We start from the raw sequence: 20,152 nt of genomic DNA, 5'->3' as shown, positions 1-20,152 counted from the left end.
GGACCTGATGAGCCTTGATTCCTGCAGAACGAACCTGATTTCCTGGCTCCTCCATGCAGCCGATCCAGGCTCTTTCTATAAGGACCAGCCTGCGCTCTCTCCCTGCAAGCGAACCATCCGCGCAAATTCACCATCTGCTGCCATAAGCTTCTGCGGGGAACCCTGCTCGACCACACGCCCATGGTCAAGAACCACAATCTTGTCAGCCTGCTCGACAGTGCGCATCCGATGGGCAATGACCATGACCGTCTTGCCCACCAGCAATTGCGATAGGGCCTCCTGCACCTGCGTCTCGTTCTCTACATCCAGGGAGGCGGTAGCCTCGTCAAGCAAGACGACCGGGGCATTCTTGAGGATGGCTCTGGCAATGGAGATTCGTTGACGCTCGCCTCCGGAAAGCCTGGAGCCGTTTTCCCCAATCATCGTCTGATACCCCTGTGGCAGGCGCGAAACGAACTGGTCGCAGTTGGCGGCCTTGGCCGCAACCAACACCTCCTCGTCACTGGCACCACTCCGACCCATCCGAATATTGCCCAAGACTGTGTCATCAAAGAGCATCACTTCCTGGAAAACCACGGCATAGTCTCGCAGGAGAACCTCCGGATCCACTTGGCTCACATCCACCCCTCCTACGGTGATGGAACCTGAAGCGGCATCCCAGAAGCGAGCCGCAAGGCGGGCGCAGGTCGATTTACCGGACCCCGAAGGACCGACCAGGGCCGTAATCTCCCCCTCCTTGGCAGTGAAACCGACATCCTCAAGAACCGGCTCACCTGCCGCCTTACCCGCAAGGCCGGGATAGGAGAAGGCAACGTGGTCGAAGACGATATCGTGCCCATCGGGATGGAATTCCGTACTACCCCCGGCTACAGGTTCCTCGGTGATGGAGCGGATCCGCCGGGCCGAGCCCTGGGATTGGAAGAGCTCCGAAACCAGCATCAGCGCCTGATCAAAGGGCGAATAGATCCGTGAGACCATCAGGAGGAAGAGGAACATGACCATGAAGTCGATCCTGCCCTGGATAATCAATCCGGCAGCCACCAGGAAGGTCGTTGCCACACCCAACCTCAAAACCACCATGGCGGAGTTCATTATAAGACCATTGGTCATCTCGGTTCGGACTGTAGTGGCTTCGGTGTCGTCGATGGTCGAGAAGAGCCTGTCCAGATACCTGTCTTCCTGGTTGGTGGCATGAATCTCCCGAACGCAGTCAAGCGCCTCCTGAATGCCGTCACTGACCCGCACCTGGGCCTGCCTCGTGCGCCGTGACGAGGCTTCAACAAATCGTCGAGTGGCAAAGATGATAGCGAAGGCCACCGGCACACTCCAGAACGCAGCCAGATCAAGAGCCCAATTGATGGGCAGAAGCGACAGGAATATCAGGACGGATGAGACGACTGCACCGTAGAGCTGGCTCAAGGCATGAGCATAGGCATGCTCCATGGTGGCCACGTCACCCAGGATGGTATCGGTCAGATCAGCTAGGTCACGCCGCCCAAAAAATGAGAGTGGCAGTTTGCGCAGTCTCTCGGCCAAGTTGATCCGCTGAGTTCCGGTCTGGCTGAAGACCGCACCGTAGGAGTAACTGTACTGGAACCAGGAGGAGCCGAAGAGAATGAGGGCAAAGACCAGGAGACCAGCTAGATAGGGCAAGATCTCCGGCAGGGGCGCCCCAGCTGTCAGGTGCTCGACGAAAGCCTTCATGACCAGCAGAAGGGAGGCGGTTCCCGCCATGATAATCAGATTGGTCAGTGTGGTCCACAGCGTTCCCAGAACCACGATCTTCATGCCCTGGTCGGACAGGGCGTACTTCTTCTTGAATGAGGCGAGCACTTATGCCTCACCTCCTTCCCTCTGCATGTCGAAATCACCGGTAAACGAGTCCGCAGCTAATGATTCGACACCGGGAACGTTGTGCTCATCACCCGCAGTGGAGCCTGCGGGTTTTTGACCAGCTCCGCCGGCAGCCTTCGGAGAGTTGTCGACCTTCCAGGAGACCGACCGTTCGTATTCAGACCAGAGACGGGCATAGGTACCCTGCGCATCAAGCAGCTGGCGATGAGTGCCCTGCTCAACCAGGCGACCCCCATCCAACACCAGAATTTGGTCGACGTGAGCCACAGTCGACAAACGATGGGCAATCATGAGAACGGTTCGCCGTTGACCCCCTTCAGCCCGGGTCAGTTTGGTCAGCGCCTTCTGTATCAGGACCTCGTTCTCGGGATCGGCAAAAGCGGTCGCCTCATCCAGGACCACAATGGGAGACTCCTTGAGGATTGCCCTGGCCAGGGCCACGCGCTGTGCCTCTCCCCCGGAAAGGTAGGTTCCTCCTGAACCGAGCATGGTGTCAAGCCCATTGGGAAGCTTGTCCACGATGTCCATGCACTGAGCCGCTCTCAATGCGTCCAAGACCTGCTCGGCAGTCGCCTCCGGTCTGGCTGCGCGGACGTTCTCCAGGAGAGTCGTCGAAAAGAGCCTGTTGGTCTGGAAAACGAAGGCGACCTGCCCCATCAGATCGTGGAGATCGATGGACCTGACGTCAATGCCGCCCACAGCGACCCTGCCCGAGTTCACATCCCAAAAGCGTGGCACCAGACTGGCACAGGTCGATTTCCCTCCTCCCGAGGGACCGACCAGGGCCACCACTCCACCCTCCGGCACCTTGAAGTCAATCCGATTCAGTGCTGGACGACCGCCACCCGGATAGGTATACGAGGCCTGTTCCAGGGACACATCCGCCGACTTCGGATGTCCCGCTTCGGCAGCTACCGTCAGGGACTCAATGCTGAGCACACCGGTGATTCTGTCCAAAGCGTCGTCGGCCTTGTTGAAGGACTCACTGGAGAACTGCAGACGGGTCATGGCTGTGGGAACCATGCCCGAGAAGACGGCGTAGAAGGCGAAATCGGCCAGAAAAGAGGTGAAGTCACCCCGCCCCGGAGCCAGCAGGATGGCTACAGGAATAAGGAAAACCACAGTCCCGTTCAGAGCCGTCATCTGAATGGTTTGGGGCAGGTGGCAGATTTGCATGGCATAGTTCCTTGCTATTCGGCTGTAATGTTCGATGGCCTCATGGAACGCCTTGAAGGAGTACACCGTCTGTTGGAAGACCTTGACGACCGGAATACCACGGACATATTCGGTCCCGGTCTTCGACATCCGCACCAGCGCATCCTGGTATTCCGTCATAAAGGACTGTCCCTGATCGTTCATCATGACACGGATGCAGACCAGGGCTATCAGAATGGGGAAAAGGCAGGCCAGGCCCATACGCCAGTCGAAGACCAGCATCAGTATCGGCATGCCCAGAATCATGGCGAAGGATCCAGCCGCGTCGGGGAGTATATGGGCAAGCAGATTCTCGGTGTCGGCCGCCGAGCCATCAATGGTGCGGCGCAACTCGCCTGAAGCATGGAGATCGAAATACCCCAGGGGCAGGCTCATCAGGTGGCTTATGGCCTCTTTACGCATGTTGGAGGCACTCCGGAAGGCTGCCAGATGCGCCATCAACAGTCCTGCACAGTACAGAATGACGGAAGCCGCCGCAAACCCCAATCCGGCCCATCCGTATATGGCAATTCCCGTGGCCTGGGACCATTTCGGCGCTACGGCGAGGAGGTCTTTTACTGCCAGCCATATGCAGATATAGGGTCCAAGGCTGGCAATCGTGGAGAGGGCGGACAGACCACAGCCGAGATAGGAGAACACCTTACGAGGGCCGGCGAAATCAAGCAGCCGCCTGAGGGAACTACGCCCATGCGACCTCTCACGATTAGGCGCACCTCCCCCACCCTGTGCTTTACCTTCTGCAGGATCCGGTTTGCTTCTCGAATCCGCCTGATCTGTGGTCATCTCTTTCCTCCAGGTTCATCCAAAACTCTTGTCGTTCGCTGCCATCGAACGTAATCTGAGAAGTCAATGCCCGGAAGACCGTCACAGAGCGCCGAATGAATCCATAAAAGGTGCGAACGAAAACGAAAGTCCGCCGAGATCGCCATAAAGCCGGCAGGATGAAACCAGGTGAGCCATGACAGACCACACGATATACTCCGAATCCCGCGAGATTCAGACCCTCTATCGCCCCCAGGCGGAGCAACTCGGCATGGAACTCCATCACCGATCGGGAGGATTGGAAGGGCAGGTCAATGGCGACATCTGTCAGGGAAGATTCCAAGCCAATCCAGCGGGTCCTCATTGCCTGGTCATATGGCACGACATCACCTTCCTGCGCGAGATGAATTTCAGCGAGTACGCCATGACCGACTACGCCTGCCTGACCCTGGATGAAAGCCCGGCATCCAACCACGCTCCCTATGGGTTGCAGCCATGTACGAAGCAGGAGGGCAATATGGTCTCCTTGGTACAGCAGGCGGGAACAGTCACCAACCATATGCCGGCAGGCTCCCGCTCGCGGACCCGGAGCATCTGCATCCTCCCCGACTATTTCATGGAGCTGGAAAACCAATGGCCCGGCCAGGTCAAGGGACTCTTTGACGCCTTCTGCCAACCCTGGCCATCCGATATTGCACTGGCCGCTTCAACCGCCCTGTCATCATTTGCCCCCGGAAGGCCGGGCCGGACGGAGTTCCTTATAAAAGCACACATCGACCTCCTCATGGCAATGTTGGCCCAGGCTTCCTCTGCACTTGTGCAAAGACACGAATCCTCACACGACCACGAACTGGTCCAGCAGGTCAAAACCCATATCCAATCCAACCTGGGCGGCAATCTCTCCATCGATCGGATAGCCCAATCACTGTATGTGGGACGCACCCGTTTATGCCTCGCCTTCAGGCATCAGACCGGAGTAAGTCTGGCCCGGTACATCAGAGAGCAAAGAATGGACCGGGCCCGCCGTCTTCTCTTGTCCACTGGTGAGGACATTGCCTGGATTGGCAGGCAGGTCGGATATATGCATCCCAGTTCATTCAGCGCGGCTTTCACCAGAGAAACCGGGGTTGCCCCAATCACTTGGCGCGAGCACTGCAACCGTGTTCGTTAGTCTCGCCGCAATCGAAGCTTCCGCAGTTGCGGATGTTCCCGTCCTGGCAGATGGGAACCATCTCACGCTCCTCCTCGCATATCGATCAGGTCCATATGGCTCTGCATCGAAACGAAGGAGCCTATCCGTGGCTTGCCGCTGCGAATCGTTATTTCTGGAACTTTCAGGCGTACATGGCGATTGCATCCAGGTAACGTACTTTTCCCGCTTTCACCAGATTGTGCAGAGCATCCATATCCTCTTCGAGGATGCAAGGCATTCCCAGCGGTGATTGATATAGAGGTCTACGTAGTCCATTCCCGGACGTTCTAGGCTATGGTCGATTTGCTGCATGGTGGGTTTGCGGGCATGAAGAAGACTTGGGGCAGTGGCAATTCCGTCCTACTTCGCATACCTCTTCAGGCCCTGGACCAGGTATCGTTCGGTATTCCCATGCGGATAGACATTGGCAGTGTCGAAGAAACTGGATGGGTCTTCGAGTAACATGATATTCTTCTTAGCGTTTATCCGCGATAACCGAACGCAGCCCCCGCCAGGCTTTCGCACTTTTCATGATGAACGCACGACCGGAGAAGTTTGATCAAAATCTGGTCCGCTCCACTTCATCGACAGTGGCACTCTGGGTGGAAGGATCATCGCAACAGCAGACTTCACCTTCTGTGTTCGACACTCTAGTGGCGCAAAATACGACCAAGTGGCCGCCTTTCGCTTTTAGGTTTGTATGAAAGTTGCATGGTACAGAACATATTGCGGATATCGATGAGACTCCAGAACGGTACCGGACATGGTCACTTCGGACTCCTTCATTGAGTCTCATCTTCTCCATGCAGCGTGGCTGAAAAGGCAGTGCGCCGGCACCAAACAGCAATGGACAAACCAGACGGAACTCTCATTACTTCACCGAGTCAAGCTCAAAATTGCAGTATCCCGCCGCCTATCTCAGATATACCCATTTTCTTCATCGATAAAGTCCTCATGGATACCCTTTATGGTGAAACTAATCATTACGCACCCTCACAAAAGTCATCAAGAATAGACTTATCATTGAGACTACAAAAAGTTCAACCGCCGATATTCCGATACCTAATCTTGAACCTATCTTATTGGCAACAAATCCGCCAAATAAATAGCCTATAGAATTCACCCCGATTAGAACTGCCTTGTATATACTCGTGACCCTACCAAGGTACTCTTGCCCAACTTCATTCTGTCGATTCGTGATTATACTGATATTAAGAATCGACTCATTAATCGCAATGCATGCAATTGAAGAAACTAAAATTACTAAATTAGCGCTTAATGCGAATACCGCCCGAAAAAGAGAACCGGCAATAATCGACAGTACCAAAAGCTGGCCAAACTCGATCTTTTTATTTAACCAATTTACTACAACCGTTCCAATCAAAGCACTGACTGCCGCGATTGACAAAATCAAACCAATTTGATCAGAAGAAAGACCCATTTGTTGACGTAAGATTATCAGACTATCGTTCTGGAAGTTAGCCGATGCTATATTAACCAAGGCGGCAAGCACAAGAGGGTACAGAACAGCACGGATTTTAGCAGTGTATCGCACCCCATCCTTTATATCTGTGAATACTGCATTTACACCGTGCTTAATAGAGGAAAACCTTGCAGAAGAGTCGCTCTGAGATATGAGGATTATATTATTCACCAGCAATAGACTGATTAAATAGAAAACAACAGATATGCCAGTCAACAAACTTTGAGGAATGAATTTATACAGCACTCCCCCTAGTATAGGTAGCGCGAAATTCACACCGTACTGTATTCCGTAAACTGTACTGTTTAATTTCGAAAAATTTTCTTTTTCAACCAAGAATGAAACAAAAGTAATTTCCGACACCGTGCTTAAGATATTCATCACACTTACTGCAAGCGAAACTGTGTAAATGATAAAAATCATAAATGCCGACGATGCTTTCAATGCCAAAGCGATAGCAAGAACCGAATAACTCAGCAGTCTGATCAAGTCACTAAAGATCATGATCTTCTTTACATCTAATCTGTCTATTATCGCACCTATCGGAAGACCCAAAATAAGGAACGGTATTGTTTCGATTGCAGAGATGAACGATAGATGTATTCCGCTACCTGTTATATCCAGCACTATGAGAGGTAATGCAAACATCATTAAAGAGCTCCCACAGTTATCTGTAACTACCGAGGAAAGATATAATCTGTTGTTCCTGTCCTTTAGCAAATTGTCCATGTCAATATCCGAGGCCTTTATCTCCAATTAGGATTACTCGATCTGAGTGAACGTCTCGTTCTAGAGCAACTACATCTGTGCAGATTGTTACTGCTCTCCTTGTTTCTCCACCGTTAATTCGCCCATGATCTCATTCGACTCAATCAAATAGTAGTAATTGTATACGTCAGAATTTATTTAAAAAACGGATTTGGATGACTAACAAAATCATTATTATCCTCTTACACCGAACCAATTGCGCAGGTAGGGCATGATTGGGGAATGAGTGAAAGTTTCCTATCAGTTGCTACCACTCCCCCGCATGCAGTAGTACCCGGCGAGGGGAGGGGGGGGGGGGCATAACTGCTCATTAGAATTGACGGTTTAGGTCTGCCGAACATGCTTTGTATAGAATTTCAAGGTTTCACCTGAAGACGATGGATTGATTGAATCCCTGGGGCGAGACCAGAATAGTTGCTCTAAATGATCAACTTTTGTTAACCTTGTTTATCTCAGATTAGAGACAATTGTCATATGCTATCTATCGTCTATCCTTATTTGCATTCACAAAAATTAGACTATTTGTTTATCTGAGCAACACGAAAGACCCTCGCGTTCTCCCCGGTTTTGCACAAAGGAACAACTTACATAGGAAGAAGTATAATTGTTAAAATATTATAGCTCGGATAACTTCTGATCTACAGTTTTGAAGTTGGCAACAATAATAGGATCGCTTCGGAGTACAAAAGTAACAAACCTTTATCAAAAAATTGATGAATAATTTGTATATCAATTTCGAAGTTTCTGGAAAGCGAACTTTTATCCAATGCAGGATTGCAATTAACAATCCCTTGGTTGAACCCTTGACCGTGCCAATCAGACCACGCTGCCTTAGGTGTGCGACCTTGCTGAAGAGCCTGCAGGAGTTCCGGAGGCCGTGTATCGGTTCGACCGTATACGGTCCTCAATCTCCCATGAACACTTCATCGTCTGCGTGGTAGCGGAAATGCTCGCGCCGGGCGGTGACTGCAATCCTCCGGCACGCCTGCCAGCATGTACCTTTGCTTGAAGCCCTTAGATATGAATTCATCGGGCACCTTCTCCTTCCCTGGCTCTTCGGCATGCATGGCCAGCAAGCACTTCATGGACGAAGAAGCCCTAGCTTCCCGTCATACCCGCCCGCCGTTGTGACCTGAGCGGACTTCGACCACTTGTCATGTATAATGACTTGCCATACCGGCATCCAAGTGTCAGATATCAATTCAATTCACTTAGCGATAACCAGCACGAACTCACGGTGGCGCACACTAACTCGTAGGAACAGGTATAAGCCAAACACAAGAAACAACGAATAGAAAAAACACGGCCACGACGCCGACCAAGCCACTGATACACGCAGGGACTGCCGGGATCCTGGTGATACCGGTGAGCACCCTGAGCGCCTGGAAGGCACAGAAAATGCCGCTTTCTTGTTGTGGCTTCATCAGGCCAGTTGGTACAGGTAAAGCCCCGTTTCCTATTGCCAGCCGAGGAGGGCTGTCACCAGAGCAGGGCCGCAAGAGCATACCCGGCAACAGCGCAGACCACCATTACGAGCAGCAGCAACAACAGCCTCTTGCGCAGGCTGGGCGCATGGCCTCGATCGGACCGGTCCACCTCCTCACCTGCCAGGAAAGCCTTGATCTCCCTGTAGGTCCGGATATCGTTTCGTCGTTTAATGTTCTCCTCAAGGCCGATGATCATTCCCAACAGGACCAGGAGGGCGAGGAGCCCCATGAGCGAAAGCGGCCACGGCCACTCCCGCTTGGCAACTGCAACCCCATACAGCGTCAGCCCATCCACGATGAAGATGGCCGCGGCCAAGCCATAGAGGATCATATTCAGGATCTTCATGCTTCGTACGTCTTTATCGAATGCCTGCTTCATGGTGTCGAGGTCTCCTTTAATCAGCTGATCGATGGTCACGTCGAAAAGGTCGGACAAAAGGAGCAGGTTCTGCACGTCCGGGTAGGTACGATCATTCTCCCAGTTGGATATGGTCTGGCGGGACACGAATATCCTCCCCGCAAGATCGTCCTGGGACATGCCTCGCTCCGAGCGATACCGGCGAATCTGACTGCCCAGTTCCATACCCCTGCCACCCGCCTTCCCCTGGCCGTCGTCCGCCGGCCGATCGTTGGTTGATGACCATGTGCCTGCATCATCGAGGCCTGCGCAGGTCCGACCCCTTCAAGTTATCAACACACCCCCTCCATACCAAAAATTCCCCCGCCAAAAGTTTTTGACACCCTTGTTTTTCAAGGATTATCAGCATAATTCAACCTAAACACAGGTTGGAGGGAAACACCCCGGACGGGTTATCAGCACCACACCAACCACACCCGCCTCCCGGCGCCCATTGCCAAGCCCTGAGTATCGTCATGCAATTACGCGATACAAGGATAAGGACATGCAGTCGGTGGGAGAAGACCCAGTCATACCCCCCAGGATCCGCGAGTTACATCGGGAGATTATGAAGGCGGAGGTGGTTCACGCACGGAAATCTACTATGTGCTGCGCATCAATAATCAATGGAGCCGGTTCATGGATAACCATCGGCGTAGATTCCAAAGGTCTTCTCCTGGAAATGGTGGCCATCTGCGAAAGCAATCCTAAGAAAGGCAGCTCGGATAAGTGGCTTACATACCGCGTCATGACACCGACATGAGACAATACAATACGTGAACTCAGAACCACTATGAGCCTGCCATGGAGTGGGTGGGAAACAACGGCTGCTTCGGAGTGGACAACCAGATACTCAACGCCATGGCACTCGGAAACCCCGACCGGGAACGGTATGTTCTATTTGCCTGACACAGGCTCCTTGGGTCCCAAGATCATCGCAGCAGCGTATTTCATCGTTTTCGCCAGATATTCCGAATGCCTCAGAGTACGCCGAGGTGTCCTCCATGGAAGTCGGATTCAGGAGGAAATCGCAGGACACCGACACAATTCGGGTCGACTTCACAAGCAACCGCTCCAGAAAACCGGTTGTGGCATCCTGGACAGCAGCACCGTCCAGTTCATCTTCCCGCCCCAAATATCAAGACAAGCTTTCTAGCCTCCAGCCCTATGCGTTCCTATATTATTATCGTCTTGCTCTCAATGCCCTTAATCAGCAGGTCATCAAGCCGTGGGAACAGGTAGGTCCTCACAAGTATTTTCCAGCCAGAACAACTTTTCGCCATGGACCCATCCATGTGAATCTCTACCCGTTACACACTCCTTTGGGCAAGCGCTGGTTCACGATCTGGCCCTTGGGCGGAACACCATTCTTGGCCCATAAGACTCTTTTGCTGAGTGCTCTACATATTTCATTTAATAAATGTATCGCGCGATATATGTTCGAACAGACGTTGCTTTGACAAGTTAGATTTAACGTTTTATCATGAATTTGTTGCGTTGATATAACGGTTTATCAATACAATGTAGTGTTTTGACGCAAGTTCAAGTCAGGGAGAAAGCCTGAGCTTGTTGAGAAATCGCTATTAAAGCCAGTCAGAGTAGAAGGAGCTTCACAATGGCGAAAAAGATGATTCTCGATTTGGACACAGGCGTGGATGACACCTTGGCCCTGAGCTACACCCTTGGGAGCCCTGACATTGATTTGTTGGGAATCTCAGGCACTTACGGAAATGTGGTGCTCAAGCAGGGCTTGCGGAATTCGCTGGCCGTTTTGAGTCTGCTGGGCCATCCCGAAATCCCGGTCTATCCCGGCATCGACCATCCAAGCGACAAAGACGAGTTTCTGACTCCATCCGCGGATATTCACGGCAAGAACGGCATCGGCGAAGTAGTAATTCCCGACTCCAATAAGGAACCTGAAACAACCAGCGCTGTCGATTTCATTATCGATTCCGTAAAGACCTATGGCAAGGATCTGGTCTACGTTCCCACCGGCCCATTGACCAATTTGGATGCCGCAATTAAGCGTGCACCTGAAATCGTCGACCAAATTGGTCAAGTGGTGTTGATGGGTGGAGCCTTGACGGTCTGCGGCAATGTCAATCCTTGGGAGGAAGCAAATATCTCCCAGGATCCGGAAGCGGCAAACAGAGTATTTCGGTCTGGTATCCCCGCAAAAATGATCGGGCTGGATGTCACCCTCCAGACGCTGCTGACCAAGAAGGAAACTCAGCAATGGCGCGACATGGATACTGCTGGCTCCAGATTCCTGGCTGACATGACTGATTTCTACATCGGCGCCTATGCGAAATTCCACCCTCACCTTCATGGATGCGGTCTGCATGATCCTCTCGCTGCCGCAGTGGCCATTGATCCCACCTTCGTAAAAACACTGCCTATGAACATGCAAGTAGACGTGGATGGGCCTACCCGAGGCCGTACCATCGGTGACAACACGCGCTTGAATGATCCACGAAAGACCATGGAGGTCGCGGTACAGGTCGACGTTCCCCGGTTCCTGAAAGAATTCATGTCCCGCACAAGTGCCGCCTGCCGCTGAAAACAATCGTCAAACTTTGCCGGGCAATAGCCGCCCGGCATCGGTTGGTTAGGAAACTACTTTGTCATCACAAAATACTCAAACTGAAGCTCTTGATAAATTCGATCCCAGACAAGATCCAGAAGTTACGAACAGGGCTGCCGTCAAAGCCTTGATTCCCCTCCTCATAACCTTCGTGCTGGGCACATTGTGCATGCAGGCATTTAATCTGGTCTTCGAACAAGTTGGCCAAGACGTGGGTGATCCCGCACATGCCTCGCTCATCACGGCAATACCGGGTATCATTCTCGGCATTGTCTGTTTCATTTACGGATCTCTCGGAGATTTCGTTTCGCTGAAAAAGATGGTCATGGTGGGCATGGCCTTCCTTTTGACAGGTTCGATTCTCGGATTCCTAGCCACATTTTTCATCACCGGCAATCTGTGGGTGGTCATAATCGCCCGCTCAGTTCAAACGGCAGGCGAACAGGTCGCTGGTTCCGTCTATCTGGTGGTGGCTACGAAGTATCTGAAACCGTCGTTAAAGGTCATATTCTTCGGCGTCTTCACTGCAGCCTTCCAGCTTTCCAACGTCATTGGAATTCTGGCAGGTGGGTGGCTGGCCACCTTGCATTGGCAATTCCTCTTCCTCATTCCCGTGGTGACCATCTTCTTTATCCCGATCCTGATGCACAACCTCCCCAGCGATAGCGGTAATGGGAAAAAGATTGACGTACCAGGCTTCATACTCTTCGGTGGCGGTGCTGCATTCCTCACGCTCTTCTTCTCATTCAATGCGTGGTGGATGCTGATCGTCTCCATTCTGCTGTTTGCAGCCCTTGCGGTGTACATCCACAAGGTGGAGGAGCCCTTCATCACGCCCGGCTTCTTCCGTAATGTCCCCTGGCTGCTGGGATGCCTGTTGGTCTTCGTCATTGATTTCACGCCGAACTGGTTCTCGCCCATGCTCAACGCCATTGGCCGCGATGTTTATTCCATCAATTCCGCCAAGGTGTCCCTGCTCATCGTATGGGGACCTGTCGTTGCAGTCATCGTGGGATGCTGCTCCGGCTTCATTGTCGACAAGATCGGTCGTGGGGCATCAATTATCTGCGCTGCTACTTCAATGGCCATTGGCATGTTGATGGTTGCATTCCTAGCCCAGAAGAACACGATTTTCATGGCAATTGCCCCCATCTTCTTCAACGGCGGCCAGGCCTTCCTGTATTCTCCTTTGGTTGATACGGTTCTGGGAACACTGCATAAGGACGAATCCGGACGTGGTGTTGGCCTGAATGATCTGATTATGAACACCACCGGTTCTATCGGAATCTCTGTATTCGGTAGTCTGATGGCCAATCCGGCATTGTCGAAAGGCAGCTTGATCGGGAAAACCGGAGCGGGTGCCACATACTCCAATCTGGCTCTCATTTCGGTTGGTACCCTGATTGTAGGTGTCGTTCTGGTACTCATTCTTCGTCACAAGCTATATGGCTCTCGTACCGACCTCCAGAATGAGCGGTGATGATCAGTAGTTTATAGCCCCATCGCGGCGACAATCATATTTGTAAGTTAAACAGAATGAGTAAGGCCTGGTGGCGATCATCAAAAGACAATCGTTACCGGGCCTTCCACCAATGACCTACCAATGTTTCCCTCTGTAGAAGCACTTTTCTAAAGCAATAGGGCCCTTACCACCCAGGGAAACAACATATGTTCACTCTTTCCCCAGCAGCCCCGGTCCAAAAGCGAATTGCTTGTTATTGTAGGTTTACAGCAAGAGTCGACAACGAATTGTCTTATAAGACAGTACTTGGATAAAACAAAAGGAGCGGCTATGAGCGTACGAGTGAGGTTGAAGGATGTTGCTTCGGCCGCTGGCGTATCGGTGGCCGCCGCGTCTTTGGTTCTCAATGATAGACCTATCCGCATGTCCAAGAACAAACGGAAACTCATCATTGAGACTGCAAAGAAGTTAAAATATGTTCCCAATCAGAATGCTCGCAGTCTTGTAACAAATACCTCAATGCTGTTAGCCCTGCTGGTCCCCGATATAGAAAACTACTTCTTCGCCTCGCTGGCGAAACGTATTGAAGACACCTGCCGGTCATATGGATATTCACTGATAGTGGCCAACTCCGACGACAAGGAGAAAATCGAGCATGAGTTGTTAATTCAACTCGACTCACAGGATATCGATGGACTGTTTTTGATCCCCTCTCAAGAATCCGTAAGGAATAGCGCTGATCTTAAAGCAGCAGTTACTCGGATGAGTTGCCCAGTGATCCTCACCGATAGACTTCTTGGGATGGACTGGTGCGATAGCGTGGGTTCAAATAACTATTCAGGTGGAAGACAAGCTGCTGAAATACTGGTACGTCACGGTCATACACGCATAGCATGCATATCCGGTGATAGGGAATCCGATACCTCGGAGGCCCGCAAGGCTGGTTTTCTGGACGGTCTTTCAGAAGCAGGGTTTCCCATTAATCCAGAGCTCGATGTCAATGGAGATTATCGCTTCGGCAGCGGCTATGAAGCAGCGGATTCACTGATCGACAAGGGTGCAACCGCCGTATTCTGTTGCAACGACCTGATGGCTCTTGGTTTTGTTAACAGATTAAATGAACGTGGAATGAAAATACCCGATGACTGTTCTCTCATCGGGTACGATAATACTTTGAATCATTTAGGGGTTGGGCAGAACCTGACAACCTTCGATCAAGGGATCGCCGAAATGGCCAAAACATGCTCCTCGCAAATGATGCGTAGAATCTCTGAATTGCAAAAAGACGCTAGGAACAAGACCTGGTTGGAATCGCCTGTCACGCATGTTCTCGAACCAACGGTGGTCTACCGCGGTTCTGTGCGAAATATTCCGTCTAAAACAGATTGATCATCCTCAACAACGCACTACTAAACAGTCGTCTGTTGCAAAATGGGACATAGACAGATACGTGTGATAAATGGAAAATCTTACATATTAGAGCCGGTGCTTAATTATTCTGCATCCTGGATAGTGTCCAGAATTTTCCTTGACCCGACCTGCTCAAGACCAGGACATGAGCATCCAATACACAGCTATTTACCGAATTCGACATCAACCCACAAGAACCAGAAATTACGATCCTGACATATTGACAGCTCTTTGAATATCGTGGCTGCAAAACGGTGGCAACTCATCCATAGAGACGACACACAGTGTAACGAGATGCACCAATCCTCGGAATCCAGCATGGCAGAAAACAATTGGCTTCCGTGCACATTGAATCAAGATAAAAAGCAGGACGGGGTCATATGACGTACCTTCCTTAAATTGAACCCTTTGCTACCCACGAATGAACGAAAGCCACGGATAGGAGTATCCGCAGCAATGAAGTTCGGCATCCGAACGTTTACCCCAGACCCTCCCCCAAGGCGAGAATCTGAGCCGGCGAAAATGGCAGACTAAGAAAGCCCTAACTCCCGGATGTGGAACGAAAAGCATGGGGGGGGGGGGATACAGAACTCCGCGAAAACCTCCTACAACAAAATCTATTGGATGACCATAATTAACCTCCGGGACCCGTTCAAGTAATGTAGATGATGACTTGCTCTTCAGAGGTGCTTTTATCGTGTTAGGACTTTTGCCGCCCAAGTGTCACACAAAATCGTGCTTTTGCCGGAATCGCCGAACTATGGACAGGTTGGATCGATCCCGGATTTGTCTCGGCGGGATGGAGCCGGACTTCACGATACCATGCATTGCGCGCCGTTGCCTCTCTTTCTGTCTATGTTTTATGGCAAGCGTTTGAAAGCCATTGAAGGTTGCCCAACTGTTGTCGTCCCCTGAGACGCTATGGTCGCTATCGGTTCCTATTCGGTTGCAACCTTCCGCATGGTGTCTGGCTTGGCATTTGCCGCCTGCCCCGGCTTTGTCCTTGGCTCTGATCCGCTGCAAGTCGCCGGGCAGCCGGTCGCGCCTGCGCGAGGTCTGCCATCTGCAGTGGCTGCTTGGCATAGCCATTCCTGGAGAGATATGGATGTGTAGCCTTAGCTCGCGTCCAGAGGTAGGGGTTGTGGCGCGGCCAGGCAGGGGGCCCGCAGGAAGACGAAGGAAGGCAAACAGCACCTGCGGGCAGGTATAAGAAGAGGCCGGAGCCTCTTTCGGGTTCCGACCCTTGCACGTTAACAGGCTACGCCAAGTTCATCTGCGTTCGAGTTCATGCTGTGCATCGTGCACGTCGTCATGCTGGACGATCCTAATCAAACATAGAAGCAGCAAAGCAGTCCGACGGCTAGGTGAGCGCAAAATAGCACGGAAAGCCCGAAAAACCACGGCGCTAGCTTCGTGTTGCCTAAAATATCAATCGATGATGCCTCCGGTAATTATGCTGCGCTGATGAACCTGCGGTAGCTTATGGAAAGCCAGTTGCTAACCATGGCATCCCCTGCGCTTATTCCCAGTCCCCTGAAAGATTCCAGCTCGTAGGCAAGACGGAACGACCACTACGTCAGCGACGCTTACCGGCGGTGCTGCGACGGTTGGAATGGCTATGTATAGATTCCCTGTATTGAAGTTGCCTATCGTTTTCACAAAATTGGGAGTCGCGGATATAGCGGATATATTAGTCAGCATAAGTGAAATTGGAGTACGACAATAATACGGTATTCACTATTGTCGAGTGGTCTTTAACTCTCCGTAGAAGAGATTTCAGTTTAAGACTCGTATTAACACCCTGCTTGTGTCCTACTCAGTATCATTACTGTCCTGACTTCTTCCGGAATTTACGAATTGCATCATACATTCCAGCAATAATCTGGTTCGGATCCATGGCTTCATCAGCGTCGCCGAACTCGGTTCGCACTGTCATTCTCTCTTTGAAAAAGTCAACCTGCTCGACCTTGATTTTGCCATCTTTGCCAGGCTGGAGTGTCTTGACCTTTAACCGCGAAACGTGTGCCCCAGGTAATCCGCCGTTTACACCTTTCGCGAGTATCCCGGCTTCTTTAAGTAGCCAGTCAACGGCAAGGCCCTCTTTCTGCGTGCGATCGAGGGTGATATTTAAATTAATCTTCATGTTGTCACTCCCAGCCAACCCTTTTCCCGATGCTGCGACCGCTACCCCCTTTTCAATCTGACTTTCCGACTTGCCATACGGTTGTCCCTCGAACTGGACATACAAGGATCTTACGCCTACTGCAGATTGGAGTTTTTCCTTGGCATTCTTGCGAAGGACGGGCTTAAACACAAACCTTCGGCCTTTTTGCTGCAGATTCAAGTGAAGTGTCATCCATTCAGCGGCCGCTATGGATGTCGGGCCGGCCGACGAGCGAAACATTGCCACATATTTGGTGCCTTCCACCGGCAGCAAATATGTGTATTCATCAATCTCGCTCAACCCGAGTGCCTTTCTATTGACACCCAGGCTTTGTGTATTCCCCTGTACATCTTTGCCTTCCGGCCAATCGTGAAGCGACCTAGGCTTCAAAAGGTGAAAATATCTTGCTACCGGAGTTGAGCTTTCGCCAACTTCTCCTTCATAATAATTTTTCCCTAAAAAGTATGACTTCCATGGTTCGTTATATTCATTGAAGAATCGCTCCCACTCAGCTGGATCCCATTCCTTGACATTGCCCTTATTATCTGTCTCTTCACCGGTGTAGAAATATACGGTTCTTCTTTTCCCAGCCATAACCTTGCTCCTTCGTACAAGTTTAGCTGGGTAAAGAATACAACAAAATCCGGAAATACGTTTCTACAAGCAGCCACATCATACGAAAGGTCCGGGCATCTCTGCTCGCCCCTTACAATAAAAAACCTGTGTGGCAATCACACGTCAACGGACCAGTTTTGTCTAGTCCTGTTGCGTATGCGCAGGCTGTGGGCTAGTCGATGTCGAACACACACTTACCAGGCTCTTCCGTTTTCACTGCTGAGGGCAGTTTCCCGTGTTTGATCCACAGGGTCACCTGCTTGCGATTGATTTTTCATCCGATCTGTCTCGAGTCCGGTCGACGGCATCCCTGGGCGTGCAGGTGATGGTCCTGCCTTTGAACTCCTCCATCCTGGATTGTCTGATGGCTGTTATGCTCCACAATCTGCCACATACAGGGCAGGTGGCCATCTGGTCGTCAGAGGGCCTAGGATATCCGCTCCGCGCTTGGGGTTGAGGCATCCGTCCATGGATGATCCGGTCCGCGATGGCGTGGTGCGCACCCTGACCCAGTGGAGAGCATTGGTCAGGTGCCGGTAGTCGCGTCCGTGGTTTGGAGCGTCGGCGAGCCTGCCCACCCGGACTGTCAGCTTGGCGAGCAGATGGGGCGCTCTACGTCCCCAGAGGCCGATATCGCCGGGCGCACCCTGAAGGGTATCCTCCATCTGGCTGTACAGGTCGGCCTTTCCCCGTGCGCTTAGGGTATCCGACTACAGCTCTAATCTTGCTGGTAGTCTGCTGATAGTCCCAGACGATGCAAAAAATCACATGGTCAAGAATTGGCCTCGTTGCTCCTGGTGATATGCGCATCAGTCTCGCAGGCTGCATGCGGAGAACAGAGCTCCGATGCGGTAAAACGACTCAACGCCAAATGCAGCAAAGCATCCGATGCTATTCAGTACAACAAAAAAGAGAACAGCATACTGTACATGTCTGAATTGGACTCGGACATAAGCTCTGAGGCTTTGCCCAGTCTATCGTGCATCACGAAAACCGTTGGCGTTACCGCTGATGAGCTGAACGATCGAGTGCAAGACGACGGCAGCGGATATCTGGAGAAGAACGGATACAGCATAGGCATATCGTCTACCGGGCAAAATGTCATGCTTACCATAGAAGACCAAGAGAAGTGAAGGCAATGAAGATCGGCATGCGCACCCCCAGCCCCAGACGCTCCCTCAAAGCACGAACCACCGGCAAGTGGAAGAGGCAGGCGAAGAAGGCCCTCATTCCCGGATACGGGAGGAAAGGCATGGGATGGATACAAAACCCCAGGAAAGCCATGTACAACAAGATCTACCGGAAGACCACGGTCAGCATCTGGAACCTGTTCAAATGAGGCGAATCAGCAGCCCCGCTCCGGCGGGGCTTTTTCTATGCGTCGGGAGTGTCGGAATAATCCGATGCAATTTAGTATACATTTAGTATACATTTTGGGGCCTGCATGCCTTGGTCCGGATAAAGGAAAAGCCCCGCAACCGTTGTGGCTGTAGGGCTTCCGTGTGGTGCGCCAGACAGGATTCGAACCTGCAACCTGCTGATCCGTAGTCAGCTGCTCTAATCCGTTGGGCTACTGGCGCATGTCATCTTGACGAGGAACTCGTTTTTGACAACTCATTAATACTACCGCAATTGTGGATTCTGTCCAGCCTGGTGTGTCGCACAGGAAGCGAGAAACCATAGGCCTCAGGCCGACTGTGGCCAAGACAGCCAGAGCAGATATTCAATGTTGCCATGAGCACCGGTTATGGGCGATGGCATGGTAGCTCGGACAGCAAATCCATGCTCACGTGCACAGGCCAAGACACGTTCCAGAGCCTCTTGCCTGCGGTCCTCGTCCGTCACAATGCCATGATGGCCCAGCAGGCTACGTCCGACCTCGAACTGGGGTTTGACCAGCAGCAAGCAGTTGGCAGCAGGCGCGAGCAACCTAGGCAGGACGGGAATGACATAGGTCAGCGAGATGAAAGACACATCCGAGACCACATATTCCGGATGATACGGCAGGTCTCCCGACTGGACTTCGCGTATGTTGACACCGCTCATGTCAATCACCCTAGGATCAGCGGCGATCCGTTCCAACAACTGTCCGTGGCCCACATCAAGGGCGATAACACGCCTCGCACCATGTCTGAGCAGAACGTCAGTGAAACCGCCCGTGGAAGCCCCGATATCGAGGCAAAGCCTGTCACGCGGACCGGGCATCCCCTGCGCCGCAAAAGCCGTCAGGGCACCCTCCAACTTCAACGCCCCCCTTGAGGCATAGTCATCGCCCGGATCCAGAAGGATCACATCGCCTGGCTGGACGCTCTGAGAAGGCCTCGATGCCGGATGATCATTGACCGTAACCCGACCCTGACGAATCAAAGCCTGGGCTCTGGCACGCGAATCCGTCAGCCCTTGCGCAGACAGGATGCGGTCAAGCCGGTCGCGGGCAAGAGCAACGGTTCTTCTACGACCGGCCCCTGCTTTGACGACCAGGTCCTCATCGTTCACTTGCCCTCCCGGTTCAGGTCCTGCTGGAGCCCCGTCAGCACCTTGCCGAGCAGCTCGACCTGTTGTGCATCGTCCAGATTGTCCAATTCAGCCAAATCAGGGAAACGCTCCAAGAGAGGGGCCATAGCTTGCTTATCCATGGGCTTTTCAGGTGCTAATGCAGTCGTATCCTCATCATCTGCCTGTGAGAACCGTCCAGAATACTCAGACCCTACAGGCTGCCCAGTCTGGCCGGACTGCTCAGGTAACCCGTAGTGATTTGA

At 52.0% G+C, this 20,152-nt stretch carries 14 protein-coding genes and 1 tRNA gene; 6 read left to right on the top strand and 9 right to left on the bottom strand.

Going from position 1 to position 20,152, the window contains the following annotated elements; translation table 11 throughout:
* Positions 1–75: 75 nt before the first annotated feature.
* Positions 76–1,833, bottom strand: a complete 1,758-nt coding sequence (locus H3T89_RS01245; RefSeq protein ID WP_198215988.1) for an ABC transporter ATP-binding protein — start codon at positions 1,831–1,833, stop codon at positions 76–78.
* Positions 1,834–3,852 (bottom strand): ABC transporter ATP-binding protein, encoded by a 2,019-nt coding sequence (locus H3T89_RS01240; RefSeq protein ID WP_198215987.1) that lies wholly within the window; start codon positions 3,850–3,852, stop codon positions 1,834–1,836.
* A gap of 175 nt (positions 3,853–4,027) precedes the next feature.
* Here H3T89_RS01240 and H3T89_RS01235 point away from each other — a divergent pair, with 175 nt between their 5' ends.
* Complete coding sequence (locus H3T89_RS01235; RefSeq protein ID WP_198203503.1) at positions 4,028–5,002, top strand: helix-turn-helix domain-containing protein; 975 nt, start codon at positions 4,028–4,030, stop codon at positions 5,000–5,002.
* A 997-nt stretch (positions 5,003–5,999) separates the two neighbouring features.
* On the opposite strand, the gene H3T89_RS01230 is transcribed toward H3T89_RS01235, so the two are convergent.
* Positions 6,000–7,235: an MFS transporter gene (locus tag H3T89_RS01230; protein ID WP_269749193.1), complete on the bottom strand. Its 1,236-nt coding sequence runs from the start codon at positions 7,233–7,235 to the stop codon at positions 6,000–6,002.
* A 1,518-nt stretch (positions 7,236–8,753) separates the two neighbouring features.
* A complete protein-coding gene (locus H3T89_RS01225) occupies positions 8,754–9,344 on the bottom strand; it encodes a helix-turn-helix transcriptional regulator (protein WP_015022045.1) in 591 nt (196 codons plus the stop codon).
* Positions 9,345–10,162: 818 nt separating this feature from the next.
* On the opposite strand from H3T89_RS01225, the gene H3T89_RS01220 reads away from it, so the two are divergent.
* The 4 genes from H3T89_RS01220 to H3T89_RS01205 all read left to right on the top strand — a co-directional run bounded on the left by H3T89_RS01220 (position 10,163) and on the right by H3T89_RS01205 (position 14,593).
* Positions 10,163–10,618 (top strand): hypothetical protein, encoded by a 456-nt coding sequence (locus H3T89_RS01220; protein ID WP_143740777.1) that lies wholly within the window; start codon positions 10,163–10,165, stop codon positions 10,616–10,618.
* A 155-nt stretch (positions 10,619–10,773) separates the two neighbouring features.
* A complete protein-coding gene (locus H3T89_RS01215) occupies positions 10,774–11,718 on the top strand; it encodes a nucleoside hydrolase (RefSeq protein WP_110417350.1) in 945 nt (314 codons plus the stop codon).
* Positions 11,719–11,779: 61 nt separating this feature from the next.
* Positions 11,780–13,222: an MFS transporter gene (locus H3T89_RS01210; protein ID WP_015022049.1), complete on the top strand. Its 1,443-nt coding sequence runs from the start codon at positions 11,780–11,782 to the stop codon at positions 13,220–13,222.
* 312 nt (positions 13,223–13,534) lie between these two features.
* Entirely contained in the window at positions 13,535–14,593 is a 1,059-nt protein-coding gene (locus H3T89_RS01205) for a LacI family DNA-binding transcriptional regulator (RefSeq protein WP_198203500.1), read from the top strand.
* Between the two features lie 1,846 nt (positions 14,594–16,439).
* Here H3T89_RS01205 and H3T89_RS01200 read toward each other — a convergent pair.
* Positions 16,440–17,372, bottom strand: a complete 933-nt coding sequence (locus H3T89_RS01200; protein ID WP_198215985.1) for a hypothetical protein — start codon at positions 17,370–17,372, stop codon at positions 16,440–16,442.
* A 392-nt stretch (positions 17,373–17,764) separates the two neighbouring features.
* Positions 17,765–18,058 carry a hypothetical protein gene (locus tag H3T89_RS01195; RefSeq protein WP_198215984.1) on the bottom strand — a complete coding sequence of 98 codons (294 nt, stop codon included), beginning with the start codon at positions 18,056–18,058 and terminating at the stop codon, positions 17,765–17,767.
* Positions 18,059–18,531: 473 nt separating this feature from the next.
* On the opposite strand from H3T89_RS01195, the gene H3T89_RS01190 reads away from it, so the two are divergent.
* The gene (locus tag H3T89_RS01190; protein ID WP_198216180.1) at positions 18,532–18,732 is read left to right on the top strand and encodes a hypothetical protein; all 201 of its coding nucleotides are present in this window, start codon (positions 18,532–18,534) and stop codon (positions 18,730–18,732) included.
* 164 nt (positions 18,733–18,896) lie between these two features.
* Here the strand turns inward: H3T89_RS01190 and H3T89_RS01185 are convergent.
* The 3 genes from H3T89_RS01185 to H3T89_RS01175 form a co-directional block, all read right to left on the bottom strand.
* Positions 18,897–18,973: transfer RNA gene (locus H3T89_RS01185), tRNA-Arg, on the bottom strand.
* Between the two features lie 106 nt (positions 18,974–19,079).
* Positions 19,080–19,874: a TlyA family RNA methyltransferase gene (locus H3T89_RS01180; RefSeq protein WP_198216179.1), complete on the bottom strand. Its 795-nt coding sequence runs from the start codon at positions 19,872–19,874 to the stop codon at positions 19,080–19,082.
* Between the two features lie 11 nt (positions 19,875–19,885).
* Positions 19,886–20,029 (bottom strand): hypothetical protein, encoded by a 144-nt coding sequence (locus tag H3T89_RS01175; RefSeq protein ID WP_157930020.1) that lies wholly within the window; start codon positions 20,027–20,029, stop codon positions 19,886–19,888.
* Between the last annotated feature and the right edge of the window lie 123 nt (positions 20,030–20,152).

Source organism: Bifidobacterium sp. W8114 (genome assembly GCF_016101165.1).
GTDB lineage: Bacteria > Actinomycetota > Actinomycetes > Actinomycetales > Bifidobacteriaceae > Bombiscardovia > Bombiscardovia asteroides.
The sequence above is the reverse complement of the archived record's forward strand: the minus strand, read 5'-3'. Positions and strand labels throughout refer to the sequence as shown.